The organism is Bacillota bacterium (assembly GCA_029961055.1).
Classification (GTDB): domain Bacteria; phylum Bacillota; class Sulfobacillia; order JAIMAT01; family JAIMAT01; genus JAIMAT01.
In genome coordinates, this window is record JASBVM010000005.1 from 155346 (window position 1) to 175231 (window position 19886).

The following is a 19886-nucleotide window of genomic DNA, read 5'->3' on the forward strand; positions in this document are numbered from 1 at the left end:
CCCGGGTAGACTGGAGGGGTGGGGGTGAGCCACCTGCCGTTGCGCATCGAGATCCCCGGGCGGAGTCCGATCGAGATCGAACACGTCGTCTTCGACTTCAACGGCACGCTGGCCGTCCACGGGGAGCTGGTGCCCGGCGTCCGCCCGCGCCTGGCGGCCCTGGGCGAACGGTGCCAGGTGCACGTGGTTACGGCCGATACCTATGGCTCGGTGTCCGGGCAGCTCCGCGGCCTTCCCGTCCACGTGACGGTGCTGGGCGGCGGCGAGGGGTCGGCCGCCAAGCGCCGGCTCCTGGCCAGCTTGGGAGCCGATCACTGCGCCGCCGTCGGCAACGGCCGGAACGACCAGGCGATGCTGGAGGTGGCCGAGCTGGCGGTGGCGGTGCTGGGCGGCGAGGGACTCTACCCGCCCCTGCTGCAGGTGGTCGACCTGGTGGTACCCAGTCCGGTGGACGCCATCGACCTCTTCCTGGAACCCAGGCGATTCGCGGCCGGTCTCCGCCCCTGATTCTTCCCCGGGGTGGGGACGCCCGCTAGCGGGCGACATAGCGGGCGGGCGAGCCCGGGAGAAGGCGGACGCGCCCGTGCCGCTGGAGCCAGCGCAGGTGCGCCAGCGTCTCCCCCAGGGCGAAGAGCTGCTGCTCCTCGGCCAGGTCGGGGGAGAAGAGCTGGGGGAGCAGCTCGTAGGCGGTGGCGGGTCGCCCCTCCACCAGCCGGCGGCAGAGCTCCAGGCGCCGGCGGTGGTGCGCCTGGAGCTCCCGCAGGCGACCGGCCAGGTCCTCCAGCGAGCTGCGGTGGGCAGGCAGCACCCGCCGCACGCGAAGACGTTCCAGCCTCTCCAGGGAGCCGAGGTACTCCTCCAGAGGCTCCACGCTTCCGGAAGGCCAGAGGCTGATGTTGGGCGTGATCCCTCCGAGGACGTGGTCGCCGCTCAGGAGGAAGCCCGGCTCGGGCAGGTGGACCACCAGATGGCCGGCCGTGTGGCCGGGTGTCCAGAGCGCCACCGCCGGATGCGGCCCGAAGCGGAAGGCCGCCCCGTCATGGAGCGGCTCGAGGTGCGAGATCGGATGGGACGGCTTGGCCAGAAAGGCGTTGGCGGCCATCAGCCCGTCCACCGCCTCCTCCGGGATCCCGTTCTCCACGAGGTGGCGCCGCAGCCGCCGGCTGGCGCCGGCCAGCCGGGAGGAGGAGGTCGTGCTGGCCTGCCGGATCAGGGGGAGCTCCCGGGCATGGGCCAGGACGCGGCCGCCCCACCGCTCCACCAGCCAGCCGGCCAGCCCCAGGTGGTCGGGATGGAAGTGGGTGACCACCACCCGCTCCAGCACGCCGGCGGTCCAGCCCAGAGCCCTCGCCGCCTCCTCCCAGAGGCGGCGGGCGGGCGGCCAGTCGAATCCCGGGTCGAGGACGCTCCAGCGCCCGTCGCCGGCCTGGGCGAGGTAGCTGTTGGTCCAGCCCAGCGGGCCGGGCATGGGCGGGCGGAGGACCAGGAGGCCCGCCTCCAGGCGTTCGAGCCCCGGATCGGGTCGGGAAGCGGGCCCTTCCGCGCGCTGCCGCCCCGGGCTCACAGCTGGATCGTCCACGGGTACTCGTCCACCACCGGCTCCAGGTCCAGCACCGACATCGGGATGCTGAAGCGGCCGCCGTCGCGGTCGGTGAGCTCCGCCATGCGCACGAAGTTGGGCGCGACCTCGTCCGGATAGACCACCGTGTTCCTCCGGAAGAGGCGCATGCGCGCGAAGGCGTCAGGAAGCGGACCGGGCGTCCCCTGGGCGGCGCGCACCTCCTCCACCCGGCGCGCCACCGGGGGGCGGCCGGGCCTCTCTTCCTGGTAGGCGTTGACGAAGACGGTCTCCTGCCAGAGCGGGCCCCGGAAGGCCGCCAGCACCTCGCGCACCGCCCGCTCGGCGCCGCGGCCGAAGTTGCCGGGGATCACCGCCACCTGCGCCCGCAGCACCTCCGGATCGGCCACGCTGAGGAGCGGCAGGTAGACGTCGCTGCAGATCAGGAAGAGGGCCGTCAACGGCTCCTCCCCGCCGGGCGGCCGCAGGCGGACGCGGTGGAGCCGGCGGTACGGCCGGACGCCGATCTCCGCGAAGCGGGGGTCGTAGTGCCGCTGCTCGAAGGACTGGACGGTCACCTTGGCCTGCGGGGTGTGCAGCTCGCCGTGCCGCGTCACCACCACCAGCGTGTTGTAGGCGGCGCCCGGCTCGGCGCCCGGCAGGCGGCCTCCCACCTCCTCCGGGACCAGATTGAGGGTGGTGATCAGGTTGAGGCCGAGGCGGCGCGCGGCCTCGCTCAGGGCGGCCAGCGCCGCCCTCGAGGCGTCGCGGGTGTAGGCCAGGTACTCGGGGAGGACGACGCAGGCGCCTGCCGGCGCGTCAAGGCGCTCCAGGCGCTCCAGCGCCTGGCCGAGCACCTCGGGCTCCGGCCCCATCCTGTAGGCCAGCGGCAGCCAGACCGGCCCGCTCACGGCCGGCCGGCCCCCGCTCCCGGTGCCGCCCGGCCCGCCGCGGGCGCCGTGGGTGCCGCCCCCCAGGGCGCTCCCGCCTCGGGCGCCGGGTTCTCCGCCGGCGGGCGCTCGCCCACATCGTCCACCAGCCGCCCGTAGCCCTGGCGCCGGAGGGCGGCCAGAAGCTCCTTCCAGTCCGCCGCCCGCGCCTTGGGTGCCACCACGGTGACGCGCGGGGTATGGACGGTGAGCAGGTCCTGCGTGCCGAAGGCGATCAGCATGTGCCCCGCTTCCTCGTTGTGGAGGGTGCAGCCCGTCGCCGCCAGCGCCAGCCCCTCCCCCCAGACGCGGTTCCCGCGCTCGTCCGCCTCGGTCAGCCGGTCCAGCGCCGCCCAGCTGCCCACGTCGTCCCAGGTGAAACGGCCCGGGACCACGGCTACGTCGCCGCCCAGGCGCGCCTCGTCCTGCATGACGCCGAAGTCGATGCTGATGGCCGGGAGCCCGGCGAAGAGGGCGGCCCTCTCCTCGGGCGGCGCCTCCCAGGCTCGCTCCAGACCTTCGCGCAGCGTGGGCAGCCGCCGCCCGATCGCCTCCAGGATGCTGCGCGCCTGCCAGACGAAGATGCCGCTGTTCCAGAGGTAGCTCCCTTCCTCCAGGAAGCGGAGCGCCGTCTCCGTGTCCGGCTTCTCCACGAAGCGGTCCACCCGATAGGCGCCCTCCACCGCCCCCAGCGGCCCGCCCAGGTGGATGTAGCCGTAGCCGGTCTCGGGCCGGGAGGGCCGGATGCCCAGCGTCACCAGCGCCCCCCGGCGCGCCGCCTGGACGGCCCGGTCGACGGCCAGCGCGAAGGGATCCAGGTCGGAGAGGTAATGGTCGGCGGGCATCATCACCAGGACGGCCTCCGGGTCGGCGGCCAGCAGATGGAGCGCCGCCCAGCCGATCCCCGCCGCCGTGTCGCGGCGGACCGGCTCCAGGATCAGGCGCCTCGCCACCAGCGCCGGAGGAAGCTGGTCCCTCAGCAACGCCTCGTACTCGGCGGCGCTGGAGACCCAGATCCGCTCCTCCGGCACCAGGGCGCGCGCCCGCTGGAGCGCCTCCTGGAGGAGCGTCCGCTGCCCGAAGAGGCGGATGAACTGCTTGGGCACCGTGGGCGTCGAACGCGGCCAGAAGCGCTCCCCCCGGCCACCCGCCAGGATGACCACATGCTCGGCCATCGTTCCACCTCCACGATCAGGCGGCTTCGGCGTGGGACGGCTCTGCTCCTCTCTCGACGCCGGATCGGGCGCCGGGAGACCGGCGCCGGCGACCGGGGCCGGCGACCGCCTTCGAGGGCGGCGGCCCCCGGATGCCGGCCGGCTCCGGGCGGGCAGGCTAGAGCGCGAGCTCTCACGGGGAGGTGGGCCCAAGCTGCCGGACGTCTGGCCCGTCGGCTCGATCCTGGCCGTGGGCGCCCTGGCCGCCCTCTCCCTGGGGGCGGGCCAGCACGTCCTCGAGGCCCTCGGGCTGGCTCCACGCCAGGCCTGGCTTCTCCTCTCCCTGCTGGCGGTCAGCGGCTGGATCCCTTCCGTCGCCTGGGGGTCGGTCCGGTTCAACCCGGCCGCCACCCTGATCCCCCTGGGGATCAGCCTCTACCTCCTGCTGGGGGCCGACCGGCGCGAGGAGAAGGCGCATGCGGCCGTCGCCTCGGTCCTCACCCTCTCCGTGGTCTTCGCCGGCGACCAGCTCCTGCCCGCCGACCCCGGTGCGGGGCAGGGCGCCCTCTCCACCTTCGCCGACCCGACCTGGGCTCCGGGCCTGGCGGGCGGGCTGCTGGGCGCGCTCCTGGGCGGCTCCGTACGGGGCGCCTACGTCGCCGCCACGCTGGCGGTGCTGGGGAACGACCTGGTCTCGGTCTTCCTGGCCTCGCTGGTGGCGGTGCCCGGCGCCCTCGCCGCCCTGGGCGGGGCGGGGGTCCTGGACAGCACGGTGATCGCCGGCTTCGTCGCGGTCCTCCTGACCGAGGGCTTCCGCTGGCTCCGCGCCCGCCTGCTGCCGCCGGCCCGGGGGCGACGCCGACGGCTGGCCCGGCGGCCCGCGCGGGCGTGGAGGCGGTATACGCGCCGCCCGCTGCCCGCAGCGGGCGGTCCGGGGCGGGGCGGGCTCAGCCTGGGCGTGGCGCTCGTCCTGCTGGTGGGCGGCTGGTGGGCCGGGCCTTACGGGCCGGACGCGCTGGCCCGGGGAGGGCCCTGGGGGGACGAGCGGCTCTCCGGGCCGCCCGTGGCCCTGCGGGCTCCGTCGGCCCTGCTCTGGCGGACCGGGCGCCTGCTCGGCGCAGGCGACGCCTGGTCCTCGCCGCGGGGACGCTGGTACCGGGTGGTGCGGGTGGAGGGGGGGACGGCCTGGGCCGAGCCCGTGGAGGCACCCCGCCGTCCGGGAAGCCCCCTTTCCCGGGCCGGACCGGCGGGAGGGCAGGCACCCGGCGGCCGGGAGGCGGGGAGACGGCGCGTCGCGGTGGGGGCGCCGCCCCGCCAGCTGCGCGTGGGCCTCTACGTCACCCACAACGACGAGGCGTACACCGCCGGCCGAGGCGAAGCGGGGCCCCGGACCGTGGAGGAGGCGGCCAGCCACCTGGCTCGCAGGCTGGCGGCGGAGGGACTGGCCGCCCGCTTCGACCCGAGCCTCCACCTTCCCCACGATCGGGGCGCCTACCGGCGTTCGCGGCGGAGCGCCCTCGCCCTCCTGGCCCGGGGAGGAAGCTCCATCCTCCTGGACGTCCACCGCGAACTGGCGCCCCAGGGAGCGGTCGACGTCCCCGGGCTGGGACGGGCGGCTCCGGTGGTGCTGGTGGTCGGGCGGGGCGACCCGCACTACGCGGCCAACCTGGCCTTCGCCCGCCAGCTGCGGGAGCTGGCGGCCGGCCGTTATCCGGGGCTGGTGAGCGGCATCCTCCTGACCGCCGGGGATTACAACCAGGACCTCTCACCCTTTGCGCTCCTCCTGGAGCTGGGTGCCTCCGACAGCCGCCCCGCGGAGGTGGACCGTTCGATCCGGGGCCTGGCCGCGCTCCTGGCCGACTGGAGCCGCGCGCGGCAGCCTCCGGAGGGCGGCCGCCGAGCCCCCGCGGCGGGGCCGGCCCCGGCCTATCGACCCGCTCCGGCGGCGAGGCGGGCGGCCACGGAGGCGGGCACCCAGTTCATCCCGTCGGGCACGTCCAGGTGGGTGGCGTCGTCCCCGGGAACGCCGGTCACGCCGAACTGCCAGACGATGGAGTCGCTCGCGGGGTCGATGACGACGACGCGGTGGTCGGCGTCGTCGTTGACGGCGACCAACCCGTTGGGCAGGCGGATGGCCAGGGAGGGCAGGCGGAGCCTGCCCGCTCCCGAGACCGGGGCGTACCGCCAGAGCACCTTCCCGCTGGTCGTCACGCGCAGCACCTGGCCGGGGTCGGTGTACCCCGCCACCAGGATGCTGCCGTCGGGCAGCAGCTGCGCGTCGGAGGGGTAGGTCAGTCCGGGCAGCTTCAGATCCCAGAGCACCTGCCCCCGGGGGGAGAGCCGGAGGACGTGGGAGCCGCCGATCTCGGTCACCAGCATGCCGCCGTCGGGAAGCGGGGTGTCCCCGTTGGGGCTGGCGAGGTAGCGGGGCGGCCGGTGGAGGCAGGCGCCGGTGGTCCCGATCTGCCGCACCACGCGGCCGTCCGGGGCGATGAAGAGGATCCGGCAGTTGCGGATGTCGGCGACCGTCGTGGTTCCCTGGGGTACCCCGGCCAGCCGTGCCTCCTTCGGGCTGAGGCGGTAAGCGTCGTCGGGGCCGTTCAGGTAGCCCCGGGCGGCACCCGGCACCCCGGGGTGGCCGTAGTGCCAGAGGACACGCCCGCTCACCGGGTCGATCTCCGCGATGACGTGGTGGTCTTCCTCGTTGGTGATGATGCTGCCGTACCCGGGCGTGAAGAAGGCGTCGTCGGGGCCGTCGGCGGGCCGGTTGCCGGCCCAGAGCGGGGCGAAGCGGTAGGACCAGAGGATCCGCTTCCGCTCGTCCACCAGCAGCAGGCGGTGGTTGTAGCGGTCGGCGATCAGGAGCGCCCCGCCGGCCAGGGGGCCCGACCCGCCGGGGGAGACCTCGCCCGCCGCGGCGCCTCGTCCGCCGTTGGCGGCGGCGCCGGAAGCGGCGGCCGTACCGCCGCCCCCCTTCGCGGCCTGGACCGGGTGGCCGGCCGCTGCGTGCCGGGAGGAAGCGGGCGCCGCCTGCCCGGAGCAGGCGGCCAGGGCGCCCAGGAGGAGGGCGAGCAACCCGTACCAACGGAAGCGCGCGCGGAAGCGCCCGCGCGCCGATCGCGCCACCGGTGCCGGTGGGACCCGGGGATCCGTCCGCATGTGCGTCCCCTCCCGCAGCATCCACAAGCGAGAAGTATTGTATACGTCTTCCCCGTGCTCACCCGGCATGGGGACACCCGGGGACGAGGGGAGAAGCTAAGATGGTCACGATGGACATCCCGGGGGAGCGGGGCCCCGTCCGGGTCCAGGTCAAGGGGGGATCGAGGAAGATGATGCCGCCTTTTGTCAACGAGCCGGTCACCGACTTCCGCGCGCCGGAGAGGCGGGAGGCCATGGAGCGCGCGCTGGCACAGGTCCGCTCGGAGTTCGGCCGGCGGTACGACCTGATCATCGGCGGGCGGCCCGTCCGCACCCAGGCGGAGATCCGGTCGACCAACCCGGCTCGGCCCGACCAGGTCGTCGGTCTCGTGGCGCGCGCGGGGCGCGCGGAGGCGGACCAGGCGCTGGCGGCGGCGGAGGAAGCCTTCCGCACGTGGCAGCACTGGGACGCCAGCGCCCGGGCGCGCGTGCTCTGGAAGGCCGCAGCCATCATGCGTCGCCGGAAGCTGGAGCTGGACGCCTGGGAGGTTTACGAGGCGGGGAAAAGCTGGGTCGAGGCCGACGCGGACGTGGCCGAGGCCATCGACTTCCTCGAGTATTACGGCCGCGAGATGGTCCGCCTCGCCCAGCCGCAGGAGCTGACCCGGATCCCGGGCGAGGACAACGAGAACTACTACATACCGCTGGGCGTCGGCCTGATCGTCCCGCCCTGGAACTTCCCGCTGGCCATCCTGACCGGCATGACCAGCTCGGCCGTGGTCGCGGGCAACACCGTCATCCTCAAGCCGGCTTCGGCCACGCCCGTGATCGCCGCCAAGTTCATGGAAGTGATGATGGAGGCGGGGATCCCCGACGGTGTGATCAACTTCCTGCCCGGTCCCGGCGGCGAGGTGGGCGACTACCTGGTCCAGCACCCGCGCATCCGCTTCGTCAGCTTCACCGGCTCGATGGAGGTGGGCCTCCACATCAACGAGGAGGCGGCCAAGGTCCGTCCCGGCCAGCGCTGGATCAAGCGGGTGGTGGCGGAGATGGGCGGCAAGGACGCCATCATCGTCGACGAGACGGCCGACCTCGACGACGCGGTCAACGGGATCATCACCTCCGCCTTCGGCTTCCAGGGACAGAAGTGCTCCGCCGCCTCGCGGGTGATCGCTCTGGAGCCCGTCTACGACACGCTGCTGGAGAAGCTGGTGGCGGCGGCCAAGGCGATCCGGGTGGGCCGGCCCGACGACCCCGAGACCTTCATGGGTCCCGTGGTGGACGAGGGCCAGTACAAGAAGATCCTCCAGTACATCGACATCGGACGTTCGGAGGGGCGGCTCGTGGCCGGAGGCCGCGCCATCCCGGGCGAGGGCTGGTTCATCGAACCCACCGTCTTCGCCGACGTGCCGCCCGACGCCCGCATCGCGCAGGAAGAGATCTTCGGCCCGGTGCTGGCGGTCATCCGCGCCCGCGACTTCGACCACGCGCTGGAGATCGCCAACGGCACGGTCTACGGCCTGACCGGCAGCGTCTACAGCCGGAACCGCGAGCGGCTGGAGAGGGCGCGGCGCGAGTTCCACGTCGGCAACCTCTACTTCAACAGGAAGTCGACCGGCGCGCTGGTGGGCGTCCATCCCTTCGGCGGCTTCAACATGTCCGGCACCGACTCCAAGACCGGCAGCCACGACTATCTGCTCCTCTTCATGCAGGCCAAGTCCGTGTCGGAGAAGCTCTGAGCGCGGAGCCCCCAGGGGAGGCCGGCCGCGCGGGGCGCGCGAGGAAGGGGCTGCGGGCCCCTTCCTCACGCCTGGTGGGGGGAGTCGCCCTCCAGGCGCCAGAAGGTGGCGCGGGCGCTGGCCAGGAGCCTGCCCGACCTCTCCTCGCGGATCTCCGCCTCCATCTCCACCAGGCGGTGCCGTCCGCCCACCCGGTGGGCGCGGACCACCACCGGCTCTCCCACCTGGACCGGTTGGCGGTACTCGATGCTCATGCGCGCGGTGACCGCCCGCTCCCCGTCGTGGTAGGCCACGTACGCCATCACCTCGTCCATCAGCGTCGAGACCAGCCCGCCGTGGACGATGCCCGGCCAGCCGGCATGCCACGGCTGGGGCGTGAAGTGCGCCTCTTCCCAGCCGCCGGCCACGCGCCTCACCTCGAGGTGGAGACCATGGGGATTCTCGCTCCCGCAGGCGAAGCACCCTTTCTCCGAGCTCAGCGATGCTTCGGGCTCCTGCATCTCCGCAGCGACCTCCTCCCTTGCGTCAGGCGAATTCCGTCTCCCCAGGAAGCTGACGGGATCACCGCTACGCCGCCGGCGCTGGCGGTTCCTGCGCATCCCGGCCTCCCGGTGCCCGCCAGCCGGGGGCGGAAGGCGCCGAGTATAATGAAAGGCGGTCCCGTCGCGAGCGTTCGCGGCGGCGCGCGGCCGGGGGGCTCGGCGCCGCCGCAGAGGGAGGCGCACCCCTTGCCGACGATCGAATCCACACCGGAATTCGTGGCTCACGTCTATGAAGAGATGGAGGCCCGCCTGGCCGTGGTCCGGAGGCGGCTGGGTCGGCCGCTCAGCCTGGCGGAGAAGCTGCTCCTGGGGCATCTGGACGACCCCGAGCACCAGGAACTCCGGCCCGGCGAGAGCTACCTGGCCCTCCGCCCCGACCGCGTGGCCATGCAGGACGCGACCGCGCAGATGGCGCTGCTGCAGTTCGCCCATGCCGGCCGGGACGAGGCGGCCGTCCCCACCACGGTCCACTGCGACCACCTGATCCAGGCGTTCGCGGGCGCAGGGCCCGACCTGCGGCAGGCGCTCATCTCCAACCGGGAGGTGTACGACTTCCTCAAGTCCGCCGCGGAGAAGTACGGGCTGGGCTTCTGGGAGCCGGGAGCGGGCATCATCCATCAGGTGATCCTGGAACACTACGCCTTCCCCGGCGGCATGATGATCGGCACCGACTCGCACACGCCCAACGCCGGCGGCCTGGGCATGCTGGCCATCGGCGTGGGCGGGGCCGACGCCGTCGACGTGATGGCCGGCCTCCCCTGGGAGGTGCTCTACCCGAAGCGGATCGGCGTCCGCCTGACCGGGCGGCTGGAGGGCTGGGCGGCCCCCAAGGACGTGATCCTGAAGCTCCTGGGCATCCTGACCGTCAAGGGCGGCACCAACCGGATCGTGGAGTACTTCGGACCCGGCGCCCGCTCCATCAGCGCCACCGGGAAGGCGACCATCACCAACATGGGCGCCGAGCTGGGCGCCACCACCTCGGTCTTCCCCTTCGACGAGCGGATGGCGGTCTACCTGCGCGCCACCGGACGGGAGGCGCTGGCCGAGCTGGCGGAGCGCCACCGGGAGCTGCTCGCCGCCGACCCCGAGGTGGAGGAGAGACCGGAGGCGTTCTTCGACCAGGTGATCGAGATCGATCTCTCCCGGCTGGAGCCGCACGTGGTCGGGCCGCACACGCCCGACCTGGCCCGGACCGTCTCCGAGCTGGGCGAGGCGGCCCGGCGCGAGGGATACCCCCTGGAGCTGTCGGCGGCGCTGATCGGCAGCTGCACCAACTCCTCCTACGAGGATCTGAGCCGCGCCGCCGAGGTGGCGCGGCAGGCGGCCGCGCACGGGTTGAAGGCGCGGGTCCCCTTCCTGGTGACACCGGGCTCGGAGCAGATCCGGGCCACCATCGAGCGGGACGGCCAGCTGAACGCCTTCGAGGCGATCGGTGCCACCGTGCTGGCCAACGCCTGCGGCCCCTGCATCGGCCAGTGGCGGCGGCAGCCGCCGGCCGAGGGCTCGACGCCCGGGGTGGCGGGGGCTCGCAATTCCATCATCACCTCGTTCAACCGGAACTTCCCGGGGCGGAACGACGGGAGCCGGGACACCCTGGCCTTCATCGCCTCGCCCGAGATGGTGGTGGCCTTCGCCCTCTCCGGACGGCTGGACTTCAACCCGTTCACCGACGAGCTGGAGGCGCCGGACGGCAGCCGGTTCCGGCTCGAGCCGCCGGCTCCGGCGCCGGAGGTGCCCGCGCAGGGCTACGCCGGCGGTGAGAGCGGCTTCGTGGCGCCGCCGGCGGAGCGGAAGGCGGTCGAGCTGCGCGTGGACCCGAACAGCGAGCGGCTGCAACTGCTGGAGCCCTTCGCGCCCTGGGACGGGCACGACTTCGTCGACCTGCCGCTCCTGCTCAAGGTGAAGGGGAAGTGCACCACCGACCACATCTCGCCGGCCGGCCCCTGGCTCCGCTACCGCGGCCATCTGGACCGGATCAGCGACAACATGTTCCTGGGTGCGGTCAACGCCTTCACGGGCGAGACCGGCAGGACGCTCAACCTCCTTACCGGGGAGCGGGGGCTGCCCGTCGCCCAGGTGGCCCGCGACTACAAGGCGCGCGGCATCCGCTGGGTGGTGGTGGGCGACGTCAACTACGGCGAGGGCTCCAGCCGCGAGCACGCGGCCATGTCGCCCCGCTACCTGGGGGCCGCGGCGGTGATCGCGCGGAGCTTCGCCCGCATCCATGAGACCAACCTGAAGAAGCAGGGCATCCTGCCCCTCACCTTCGCGGACCCGGCGGACTACGAGAAGGTGCAGGAGGCGGACAGGATCAGCATCCTCGGCCTGGCCGGGCTCGCCCCGGGCAAGGAGTTGACCGTCCGCCTGCGCCATGCCGACGGTAGCGAGGAGAGCTTCCCGGTCCGGCACTCGCTGAGCCAGGAGCAGATCGAGTGGTTCCGCGCCGGCTCGGCGCTCAACCTGATCGCCCACCGGGCCGCCTGAGCCACCGGTCGCGCGCCGGCCGGGCGGTCGCTGGAAAGAGAGCGGAAAGGGAACACAAGGAGCCGCCCCGGAGCGGCTCCTTGCGTTCCCTGCCCTTTGCACGGCCGGCGGTCGGCGGAGCGCGCGCCAGCGGCGGCCGGAATCAGCGCGCCTTGGCCATCTTCTCGCTGGAGTGGCCCGGGAAGGCGGCGGCGCCGGGCTCCAGGTAGGCCTTGGCGTTGTTGACGGCGGTGGCCGCCTCGCCAAAGCCGGTGGCGATCAGGCGGAGCTTGCCCGGGTAGGTGCAGATGTCGCCTGCCGCGTAGATGCCGGGCAGGTTGGTCTCTCCGCGGGTATTCACCTTGATCTGGTTGCCCTCCAGGTCGAGGCCCCAGTCGCGGATGGGGCCCAGGTTGGCGGCGAAACCGGTGCCGATGACGACGGAGTCCAGATCGAGGTGGCTTTCCTCCTGCGTCCGGTTGTCGAAGAGGACGGCGCCGGTGACGTGGCCCTCGCCCTCGACGCGCCGGAGCTCGTGGAAGAGGCGGATCTCCACGGGGCTCTCGCGCAGACGCTCCACGCTCTCTTCCTGGGCGCGGAACTCGCCCCGCCGGTGAATCAGGGTGACGTGGGAGGCCACCGGCGCGAGCATGAGGGCGAAGTCGACCGCGCTGTCGCCGCCACCCACCACCAGCACCCGCTGGCCGCGGTAGGCTTCCTTGTTGCGGACGGTGTACTCGACGCCCCGTCCCTCCAGCTCCCGCACGCCCGGCTGGTCCATGCGCTTGGGGGAGAAGGAGCCGATTCCGGCGCAGATGAGGACCGCCCGGGCCCGGTACTGATCCTGGTCGGTGCGGACGGTCCAGACCGGTCGTCCCGGACGGGACGTCTCGCTGGCCGCCAGCCCCGTCACCCGCTCGGCCAGGCGGACGACCGCCTCGGGATGGCCCGAGCGGGCCTGCTCGACCAGGTTCTCCACCAGCTCCGCCGCCTGCACCCTCGGGAAGCCGGCGACGTCGTAGATCTCCTTCTCAGGGTAGAGGGCGGTCAGCTGGCCGCCGAGGAAGGGCTGGCTCTCCACCAGGAGCGTCCGCATCTGGCGCATGCCGGCGTAAAAGAGGGCGAAGAGCCCGGTAGGTCCTCCGCCGATGATGACGAGATCGAAAAGCTGGCTGGTGGACGACTCCTCCAGGTGGTTCCCTGGCTCACTCATGTGGCTGCTTCCTCCCGAGCGGCGCGAACCGCGCGAGACCCACACTTGGACGCCCGCTCCTGCCGCCGGAGGCGGCTCGCGCCGTAGTGGTCCTGCCCCCAGCATACCCGCCCGGCACGCCTCTTCGCACGCTTCGCAAGGTAAAAATGAGGCGTTCCGCCAATGAAAGTCCAACGCTCCGCGGCATCCAACGAAGCGCAAAGGTTGACGGAAGGCTTACTTGGAAGCCGAATCGTCCTTCCGACCGGATTCGGGTCGGGGCCCGTCGCCCGGGGCGCCCGCGCCGGGCGCCCGGTCCTCCTCTCCCTCCAGCCCCTGGCGGAAGGCCCGGCCGCTCTGCCCGATGGAGCGAGCCAGCTGCGGAAGCCGTTGGGCCCCGAAGAGAAGCAGCAGGATGAGAAAGATGACCACCAGCTCGGTCGGACCGATGCTCCCCAGCAAGCGCTTCCCTCCCCCCGTGAGCATAGCGGAGCGGACAGGCCGCGAACAGTCCCGGCAGCCGGGGTACCGCCGCGGGCGCAGGAACCTCGCCGGCATGGTAGAATATGGAAGACGCGAAGGGGGACGGACGAGGTGATGCGCGATGGAGGAGATGGAGGCCGTGGCGGCGCTGACCGCGCTCCCCGGGATCGGGCCGGTTCGGCTCCAGCGGCTCCTGGAGCATACCGGTTCGGCCCGGGGGGCGTGGGAGCTGGGGGCCGCCGGAATCGCGGGCGTCCTGAAGCTGGGGCCCGAGGCGGGTTCGGCCGTGGCCGCCGCCTGGAGGCCGGACCTGGGCCGGCGGACGCTGGAGCAGGCGGCCGGGCACGGCTTCCGCCCCCTTCTCCTGGGCGCGCCCGGTTATCCCAAGGCGCTGATGCAGGTGGAGATGCCGCCTCTCCTCCTCTGGGTGGCGGGCCGGCTGCCCGAGGCGGGGGAGCCGTGCCTGGCGGTGGTGGGGACGCGGCAGGCGAGCGAATCGGGCCGCCGGCTCGCCCGCCGTCTGACCGAACGCCTGGCCGCGGCGGGCGTGGGTGTGGTGAGCGGGCTGGCGGTGGGCATCGACGCCGCCGCCCACGAGGGCGCCATGGCCGGGGGCGGCGCGACGTGGGGCGTTCTGGCCACGGGCCCCGGCGGTCGCTACCAGCACGGGGGACCCGCGCTTCTGCGGCGGGTGCGGGAGGCCGGCGGGCTCCTGACCGAGTTCCCTCCCGGACACGAGCCCCGGAAGCACGATTTCCGCTGGAGAAACCGGCTGATCGCCGCCCTGGGCTGGGCCACCCTGGTGGTGGAGGCACCGCTGCGAAGCGGCGCCCTGCTGACCGCTCAGGCGGCACAGCAGATGGAACGGACCGTCCTCGCCCTGCCGGGGGATCCCGGCAGGCCCCAGACCATGGGCAGCAACCTGCTCCTGCGCGACGGCGGGGCGGTGATGGTCCTGGATGCGGAGGACATCCTGACCGCCCTCTCCCTGGGCGGAGGGCTCCGCCGGAGGCCGGGCGAGGCGGAGCAGGCGGGGGCGCTGGCGCGTGCCCTCTCCAACCTGCCGCGGGCGGAGAGGCGCCTGCTGCAGGCTGTGGCCGACGGGCCGCGCGGCCTGAGCGGCCTGTGCGAGGCGGCGCGGATGAGCCTCAGCACCGGCAGCGCGCTTCTGCTGTCGCTGGAGCTGGCGGGCTGGGTGGAGCGGGACGGCTCCGGGCGATACCACCTGGCGGAGCGGACCAGGCAGGCGATGGGCCTCTCCTGAGCGCGGAGCAGGTGGGAGGAGGGCGGCTGGCCGGGCTTCCTTGCAACAGGCGGAGGGGAGCGTATAAATGTAGCGTACCTGCGGGGCAGACTCTTCTGTCCCGGGGCCGGGGCGAAGGCCCCTTCTTCGACGGGGAGCGTGAACGGTTTGACGCGATCGCTGGTGATCGTGGAGTCGCCCGCCAAGGCCCGCACCATCGGCAAGTTTCTGGGCCGCTCCTACCACGTGGAGGCGACCATGGGGCACGTGCGGGACCTGCCCAAGAGCCAGCTCGGGGTGGACGTGGAGGCCGGCTTCCAGCCCCGCTACATCACCATCCGCGGCAAGGGCGAGGTGGTCAAGCGCCTGCGGGAGCAGGCGGCCAAGGCCGACCGGGTCCTCCTGGCCACCGACCCCGACCGCGAGGGCGAGGCCATCTCCTGGCACCTGGCGCAGCTTCTGGGACTCGAGCCGCAGGCGCGCTGCAGGGTGGCCTTCCACGAGATCACCCGCGACACCGTCCGCGCCTCGGTCCGCGAACCGCGGGCCATCGACGACCGGCTGGTCGACGCCCAGCAGGCCCGGCGCGTGCTCGACCGCCTGGTCGGCTACCAGCTGAGCCCGCTGCTCTGGCGGAAGGTGCGGCGGGGATTGAGCGCGGGCCGCGTCCAGTCGGTGGCCGTCCGCATCCTCTGCGACCGCGAGGAAGAGATCGAGGCTTTCACCCCGGAGGAGTACTGGACGCTGACGGCGCGCTGGCGGACGCCCCGCGGGGAGGAGTTCGAGGCCGAGTACCGCGGCCGCGGCGAGACCAAGGTCAACCTGGCCGACGAGGAGCAGGTCCGGCAGCTGATGGCGGAGCTGGCAGGCCAGCCGGGACGGGTCCTCGCGGTCACCCGCCGCCAGCGGCGGCGGCAGCCGGCTCCGCCCTTCATCACCAGTACGCTCCAGCAGGAGGCCTCCCGGAAGCTCGGCTTCAGCCCCAGCCGGACGATGCGGGTGGCCCAGCAGCTTTACGAGGGCATCGCCGTCGGCGGCGAGGGCGAGGTCGGCCTGATCACCTACATGCGCACCGACTCGACCCGCACGGCGCAGGAGGCGCGTGACGCCGCGCGCCAGCTGATCGTCGAGCGGTGGGGCGAGGAGTTCTCCACCCCGCGCCAGCGCGCCGCGGCCGCCGGAGCCCAGGACGCCCACGAGGCGATCCGGCCCACCAGCGTCGCCCGGACGCCCGAGCGCCTGAAGGAGGACCTGAACCGCGACCAGTTCCGCCTCTACCAGCTGATCTGGGAACGCTTCCTGGCGAGCCAGATGGCGCCCGCGGTCTTCGACACCGTCACCGCCGAGATCGAGGCGGGAGACCACCGCTTCCGGGCGGTCGGCTCGACGCTGGTCTTCCCCGGCTTCACCATCCTCTACCAGGAGGGCCGCGACGAGGAGAGCGGCAGGGAGAAGGAGCGGGAGGGAGCGGAGGGCGACCGCCCCCTCCCGCCGTTGGAGGAGGGGATGGGGCTCGACCTGCTGGAGCTGGTGCCGGCCCAGCACTGGACGCAGCCGCCGTTCCGCTACACCGATGCCACCCTCATCCGGACGCTGGAGGAGCGCGGGATCGGCCGGCCCAGCACGTACGCCCCCATCGTCGAGACGATCATCCAGCGGGGCTATGTCAGCCGGGAGCGGCGGACGCTGGTGCCCACCGAGCTGGGCCGGACGGTGACGCGGCTTCTGAAGGAACGCTTCCCGGACATCGTCGACGTGGAGTTCACGGCCCGCATGGAGAGCGAGCTGGACCGGGTGGAGGCGGGCGAGACCGGCTGGCGGCAGGTGGTGGCCGACTTCTATGGGCCCTTCGCCGAGGCGCTCCGGCGGGCGGAGACCGAAGTGGCCCGGGTCGAGCTCCCCAGCGAGCCCACCGACGAGGTCTGCGACGTGTGCGGCCGGCCGATGGTCATCAAGCACGGCCGTTACGGCCCCTTCCTGGCCTGCACGGGCTACCCGGAGTGCAAGCGGACGCGACCGCTTCTGGAGAAGGTGGGTGTCGCCTGCCCCGAGTGCGGCGGCGAGCTGGTCGTCCGCCGCAGCCGGAAGGGACGCCGCTTCTACGGCTGCGCCAACTACCCGCGCTGCACCTTCGTCAGCTGGGACCGGCCCGTGGAGGGGCGCTGTCCCAACTGCGGCGGCTGGCTGGTCGAGCACCGCGGCCGGAACGGGACCGTGGTCCAATGCGGGCGGAAGTGCGGCTACGTCCAGCCCGCCGAGGTGGCGCTCCCCCAGGGGAGCCGCACCTAGCGAGGACGCAGGTGGCGGTCGCCACCCGTCCCCGGGCGGGAGGATCAAACGAGCCGGACGGGGTCCGATGCGGAGAGTGGGTCGTCCGAAGGGAGGCCGGCCGCGTGACGGGGCCCGGACGAGCAGCGACCAACCTGGGCGAGGTGCTCGAGGCCTACCGGGGGTACCTCCGGGCGGAGAAGGGGTATTCGGCGCTGACCGTGCAGGCGTACACCACCGACGTACTCCAGTGCCTGGCAGCGCTCGGGCTGGACACCGACGAGCCCGCCCAACGCCTGAGCCAGGTGGAGAGCGGGCAGCTCCGCGCCTTCCTGGGTGCGCTGGCGCTCCAGGAAGGCTACGCCCACCGCTCCGTGGCGCGAAAGCTGGCCGCCCTGCGCAGCTTTTTCCACTTCGGGCGGCGCTCAGGCTGGGTGGCTGTCGATCCGACCGAGTTGCTGGAGGCCCCCAAGCTGGAGAAGCCCCTTCCGCGCCTGATGAACGTGGAGCAGATCTTCCGCCTCCTCGCCCTGCCCGACCAGAGCCCGGCCGGCCTCCGTGACCAGGCCCTGCTGGAGACGCTCTACGCCACGGGGGCGCGGGTCTCCGAGCTCGTCCACCTCGACGTCACCCACCTCAACCTCTCCCGGAGAGAGCTCTTCCTGTTCGGGAAGGGCGCCAAGGAGCGCCGCGTCCCCCTCGGCGGCCAGGCGGTGCGGGCGCTCTCCGTCTATCTGGCCGAGGGACGACCGCGACTGGCCGCCCACGCCCGCCGCCCCGCCGCCGACGCCGCGCAGGCGCTCTGGCTCAACCAGCGCGGAGGAAGGCTGACCGCCCGCGGAATCCGCCACATCCTCGACCGGTACGTGGAGCGCCTGGCCGACGTGGAGCACGTCAGCCCCCATACGCTCCGCCACGCCTTCGCCACCCACCTCCTGGACGGGGGCGCCGACATCCGGGTGGTCCAGGAGCTTCTGGGCCACGCCCGCATCTCGACGACGCAGGTCTACACCCACGTCTCGCGCCTCCACCTCCGCGAGGTGTACAATCGAGCGCACCCGAGGGCGTGAGGCGGGAAGCCCGGCCTTCGAAGGGGGCTCGCCGATGATCCATGCCACCACCGTGGTGGCCGTCCGCAGGGACGGGCGGCTCGCCATGGGTTCGGACGGCCAGGTGACCCAGGAGTCGGTCATCCTCAAGCACGGTGCGCAGAAGGTCCGCCGCCTCGCCGGCGGGCGGGTCCTGGCGGGCTTCGCCGGCTCCGTGGCCGACGCGCTCACCCTGTTCGAGAAGTTCGAGGGCCACCTCCAGCAGACGGGCGGTCGCCTCGCCCGGGCGGCGGTGGAGCTGGCCAAGGAGTGGCGGACCGACCGGGTGCTCCGTCGCCTGGAGGCGCTGATGCTGGTGGGCGACCTGGAGGGTCTCCTGGTCATCTCCGGCGGCGGCGAGGTGATCGAACCCGACGAGCCGATCATGGCCATCGGCTCGGGTGGGCCCTACGCGCTGGCAGCCGGCCGGGCGCTCCTCCGGAACACCTCCCTGGACGCCGAGCAGATCGTCCGCCAGGCGCTCGGCATCGCCTCGGAGATCTGCATCTACACCAACGACCGGATCACGGTGGAGGAGCTCGGCTGACCATGGCGGCGCCCCTGCGCGACCCCACGCCGCGACAGATCGTGGAGGAGCTCGACAAGTACATCGTCGGCCAGGCCCGGGCCAAACGCGCCGTGGCGGTCGCCCTGCGCAACCGCCTCCGGCGCCGGCGCCTGCCGCCCGAGCTCCAGGAGGAGATCCTGCCCAAGAACATCCTCATGATCGGCCCGACCGGCGTCGGCAAGACGGAGATCGCCCGCCGCCTCGCCCGCCTGGTGGACGCTCCCTTCGTCAAGGTGGAGGCGACCAAGTTCACCGAGGTGGGCTATGTAGGCCGCGACGTGGATGCCATGGTCCGCGACCTGGTGGAGGCGGCGTTGCGGATGGTCCGGGAGGAGCACGCGCAGGAGGTCCGCCCGAGGGCGGAGGAGGCTGCCCGCCAGCGGCTCCTGGAGGCGCTGGTGCCTGCGCCGCGCCCGAGGAGCGGCTTCAGGAACCCCCTGGAAGCGTTGATGCAGGGTTTCGGCGGCGCGGCCCCCGAGCCCGAGCCTTCTCCCGAGGAGCGGGAGTCGCTGGAGCGGCGCCGACGGGAGATGGCGCTTCGGCTGGACGCCGGCGAGCTGGAGGGCGAGACGGTGGAGATCGAGGTGGAGGACACCCGGCCGCCGCTGGTGGAGATGTTCAGCGGCCAAGGAAGCGAGCAGGTGGGCATCAACCTCCAGGACCTGTTCGGCCAGGGCTTCCCCCGCCGGACGCGCCGCCGTCGCCTGACCGTGGCGGAGGCGCGGAAGGTCCTGATCGAACAGGAAGCGGACCACCTGATCGACCAGGACCGCGTCCAGGCCGAGGCCGTCTACCGCGCCGAGCAGAACGGCATCCTCTTCATCGACGAGATCGACAAGATCGCCGAGCCGGGCCGGGCCGGTTACGGTCCCGACGTCTCCCGCGAGGGCGTCCAACGCGACATCCTGCCCATCGTGGAGGGGACCACGGTGATGACCAAGTACGGGCCCGTCCGCACGGACCACATCCTCTTCATCGCCGCGGGCGCCTTCCATCTCTCCAAGCCCAGCGACCTGATCCCCGAGCTGCAGGGCCGCTTCCCCATCCGGGTCGAGCTGGAGCCGCTCACCGCCGCCGACTTCCGCCGCATCCTGGTCGAGCCCGAGAACGCGCTGACCAAGCAGTACTCGGCCCTCCTCGCCACCGAGGGCGTGGAGCTGGAGTGGACGGAGGAGGGGATCGAGGAGATCGCCGAGCTGGCCCAGCGGGTGAACGAGGGGACGGAGAACATCGGCGCCCGGCGCCTCCACACCCTGCTGGAGAAGCTGCTGGAGGAGGTCTCCTTCCACGGGCCGGAGATCGGTCCCGCGACCATCCGCATCGACCGTACGTTCGTCCGGAAGCAGCTGGCCGACATCGTGGCCGATACCGACCTGAGCCGCTACATCCTCTGAGCAGCCGGCCCCTACTTCGGGAGACGGCCGCCACCTGGCCCCCGCCGGCCCGCGCCGGCGGGGTTCGTCGCTCCCCTGCGCGCAATCGCCGAGGGGAGAAATTCTTTCCGGAGCAGGGAGGAGTTTG

General features: G+C 73.0%; 15 protein-coding genes and 1 pseudogene. 9 read left to right on the forward strand and 7 right to left on the reverse strand.

Annotated features, from left to right (window positions below; genetic code table 11):
- The first annotated feature begins 24 nt into the window (after positions 1 to 24).
- Positions 25 to 507 carry an ATPase P gene (locus QJR14_02415; protein ID MDI3316476.1) on the forward strand — a complete coding sequence of 161 codons (483 nt, stop codon included), beginning with the start codon at positions 25 to 27 and terminating at the stop codon, positions 505 to 507.
- Between the two features lie 25 nt (positions 508 to 532).
- Here the strand turns inward: QJR14_02415 and QJR14_02420 are convergent, their stop codons facing one another.
- The 3 genes from QJR14_02420 to QJR14_02430 are packed head-to-tail and all read right to left on the reverse strand — an operon-like array spanning position 533 to position 3662.
- Positions 533 to 1579, reverse strand: coding sequence for an MBL fold metallo-hydrolase (locus tag QJR14_02420; protein MDI3316477.1), 1047 nt, complete (start codon positions 1577 to 1579; stop codon positions 533 to 535).
- Positions 1561 to 2469 (reverse strand): hypothetical protein, encoded by a 909-nt coding sequence (locus QJR14_02425; protein ID MDI3316478.1) that lies wholly within the window; start codon positions 2467 to 2469, stop codon positions 1561 to 1563. The genes QJR14_02420 and QJR14_02425 overlap by 19 nt, the downstream gene beginning before the upstream one ends.
- Positions 2466 to 3662, reverse strand: coding sequence for a mannose-1-phosphate guanylyltransferase (locus QJR14_02430; GenBank protein ID MDI3316479.1), 1197 nt, complete (start codon positions 3660 to 3662; stop codon positions 2466 to 2468). The genes QJR14_02425 and QJR14_02430 overlap by 4 nt, the downstream gene beginning before the upstream one ends.
- On the opposite strand from QJR14_02430, the pseudogene QJR14_02435 reads away from it, so the two are divergent.
- Positions 3643 to 5487, forward strand: a pseudogene (locus tag QJR14_02435) (stage II sporulation protein P). The gene QJR14_02430 and the pseudogene QJR14_02435 sit on opposite strands and share 20 nt — an antisense overlap.
- A gap of 80 nt (positions 5488 to 5567) precedes the next feature.
- Here QJR14_02435 and QJR14_02440 read toward each other — a convergent pair.
- Positions 5568 to 6800, reverse strand: a complete 1233-nt coding sequence (locus QJR14_02440) for a PQQ-binding-like beta-propeller repeat protein (protein ID MDI3316480.1) — start codon at positions 6798 to 6800, stop codon at positions 5568 to 5570.
- Positions 6801 to 6970: 170 nt separating this feature from the next.
- Between QJR14_02440 and pruA the strand changes: the two genes are divergently transcribed.
- Complete coding sequence (gene pruA, locus QJR14_02445) at positions 6971 to 8518, forward strand: L-glutamate gamma-semialdehyde dehydrogenase (protein ID MDI3316481.1); 1548 nt, start codon at positions 6971 to 6973, stop codon at positions 8516 to 8518.
- A 65-nt stretch (positions 8519 to 8583) separates the two neighbouring features.
- Here pruA and QJR14_02450 read toward each other — a convergent pair whose 3' ends face one another.
- Positions 8584 to 9018: a PaaI family thioesterase gene (locus tag QJR14_02450; GenBank protein ID MDI3316482.1), complete on the reverse strand. Its 435-nt coding sequence runs from the start codon at positions 9016 to 9018 to the stop codon at positions 8584 to 8586.
- A 279-nt stretch (positions 9019 to 9297) separates the two neighbouring features.
- Between QJR14_02450 and QJR14_02455 the strand changes: the two genes are divergently transcribed.
- On the forward strand, positions 9298 to 11544 hold the full coding sequence (locus tag QJR14_02455) for an aconitate hydratase (protein MDI3316483.1): 2247 nt from the start codon (positions 9298 to 9300) through the stop codon (positions 11542 to 11544).
- A 142-nt stretch (positions 11545 to 11686) separates the two neighbouring features.
- Here QJR14_02455 and QJR14_02460 read toward each other — a convergent pair whose 3' ends face one another.
- Both QJR14_02460 and tatA read right to left on the reverse strand, forming a co-directional pair.
- Positions 11687 to 12736, reverse strand: coding sequence for an NAD(P)/FAD-dependent oxidoreductase (locus QJR14_02460; protein MDI3316484.1), 1050 nt, complete (start codon positions 12734 to 12736; stop codon positions 11687 to 11689).
- Positions 12737 to 12952: 216 nt separating this feature from the next.
- Positions 12953 to 13201: a twin-arginine translocase TatA/TatE family subunit gene (tatA, locus tag QJR14_02465; protein MDI3316485.1), complete on the reverse strand. Its 249-nt coding sequence runs from the start codon at positions 13199 to 13201 to the stop codon at positions 12953 to 12955.
- 118 nt (positions 13202 to 13319) lie between these two features.
- Between tatA and QJR14_02470 the strand changes: the two genes are divergently transcribed.
- From QJR14_02470 to hslU, 5 genes are all read left to right on the forward strand, one after another.
- On the forward strand, positions 13320 to 14462 hold the full coding sequence (locus tag QJR14_02470) for a DNA-processing protein DprA (GenBank protein ID MDI3316486.1): 1143 nt from the start codon (positions 13320 to 13322) through the stop codon (positions 14460 to 14462).
- Between the two features lie 147 nt (positions 14463 to 14609).
- Positions 14610 to 16730, forward strand: a complete 2121-nt coding sequence (topA, locus tag QJR14_02475; GenBank protein MDI3316487.1) for a type I DNA topoisomerase — start codon at positions 14610 to 14612, stop codon at positions 16728 to 16730.
- A 104-nt stretch (positions 16731 to 16834) separates the two neighbouring features.
- Positions 16835 to 17779 carry a tyrosine recombinase gene (locus QJR14_02480; protein ID MDI3316488.1) on the forward strand — a complete coding sequence of 315 codons (945 nt, stop codon included), beginning with the start codon at positions 16835 to 16837 and terminating at the stop codon, positions 17777 to 17779.
- Between the two features lie 34 nt (positions 17780 to 17813).
- On the forward strand, positions 17814 to 18344 hold the full coding sequence (hslV, locus tag QJR14_02485) for an ATP-dependent protease subunit HslV (GenBank protein MDI3316489.1): 531 nt from the start codon (positions 17814 to 17816) through the stop codon (positions 18342 to 18344).
- Between the two features lie 2 nt (positions 18345 to 18346).
- Positions 18347 to 19759 carry an ATP-dependent protease ATPase subunit HslU gene (gene hslU / locus QJR14_02490; protein ID MDI3316490.1) on the forward strand — a complete coding sequence of 471 codons (1413 nt, stop codon included), beginning with the start codon at positions 18347 to 18349 and terminating at the stop codon, positions 19757 to 19759.
- Positions 19760 to 19886: the final 127 nt, after the last annotated feature.

What these genes read in the sequence shown, in the direction of transcription:
- QJR14_02430 (MDI3316479.1), bottom strand. Translation starts at nt 3,662, where the DNA reads ATGGCCGAGCATGTGGTCATCCTGGCGGGTGGCCGGGGGGAGCGCTTC.
- QJR14_02440 (MDI3316480.1), bottom strand. Translation starts at nt 6,800, where the DNA reads ATGCGGACGGATCCCCGGGTCCCACCGGCACCGGTGGCGCGATCGGCG.
- pruA (MDI3316481.1), top strand. Translation starts at nt 6,971, where the DNA reads ATGATGCCGCCTTTTGTCAACGAGCCGGTCACCGACTTCCGCGCGCCG.
- QJR14_02450 (MDI3316482.1), bottom strand. Translation starts at nt 9,018, where the DNA reads ATGCAGGAGCCCGAAGCATCGCTGAGCTCGGAGAAAGGGTGCTTCGCC.
- QJR14_02455 (MDI3316483.1), top strand. Translation starts at nt 9,298, where the DNA reads ATGGAGGCCCGCCTGGCCGTGGTCCGGAGGCGGCTGGGTCGGCCGCTC.
- QJR14_02460 (MDI3316484.1), bottom strand. Translation starts at nt 12,736, where the DNA reads ATGAGTGAGCCAGGGAACCACCTGGAGGAGTCGTCCACCAGCCAGCTT.
- tatA (MDI3316485.1), bottom strand. Translation starts at nt 13,201, where the DNA reads ATGCTCACGGGGGGAGGGAAGCGCTTGCTGGGGAGCATCGGTCCGACC.
- QJR14_02470 (MDI3316486.1), top strand. Translation starts at nt 13,320, where the DNA reads ATGGAGGAGATGGAGGCCGTGGCGGCGCTGACCGCGCTCCCCGGGATC.
- hslV (MDI3316489.1), top strand. Translation starts at nt 17,814, where the DNA reads ATGATCCATGCCACCACCGTGGTGGCCGTCCGCAGGGACGGGCGGCTC.
- hslU (MDI3316490.1), top strand. Translation starts at nt 18,347, where the DNA reads ATGGCGGCGCCCCTGCGCGACCCCACGCCGCGACAGATCGTGGAGGAG.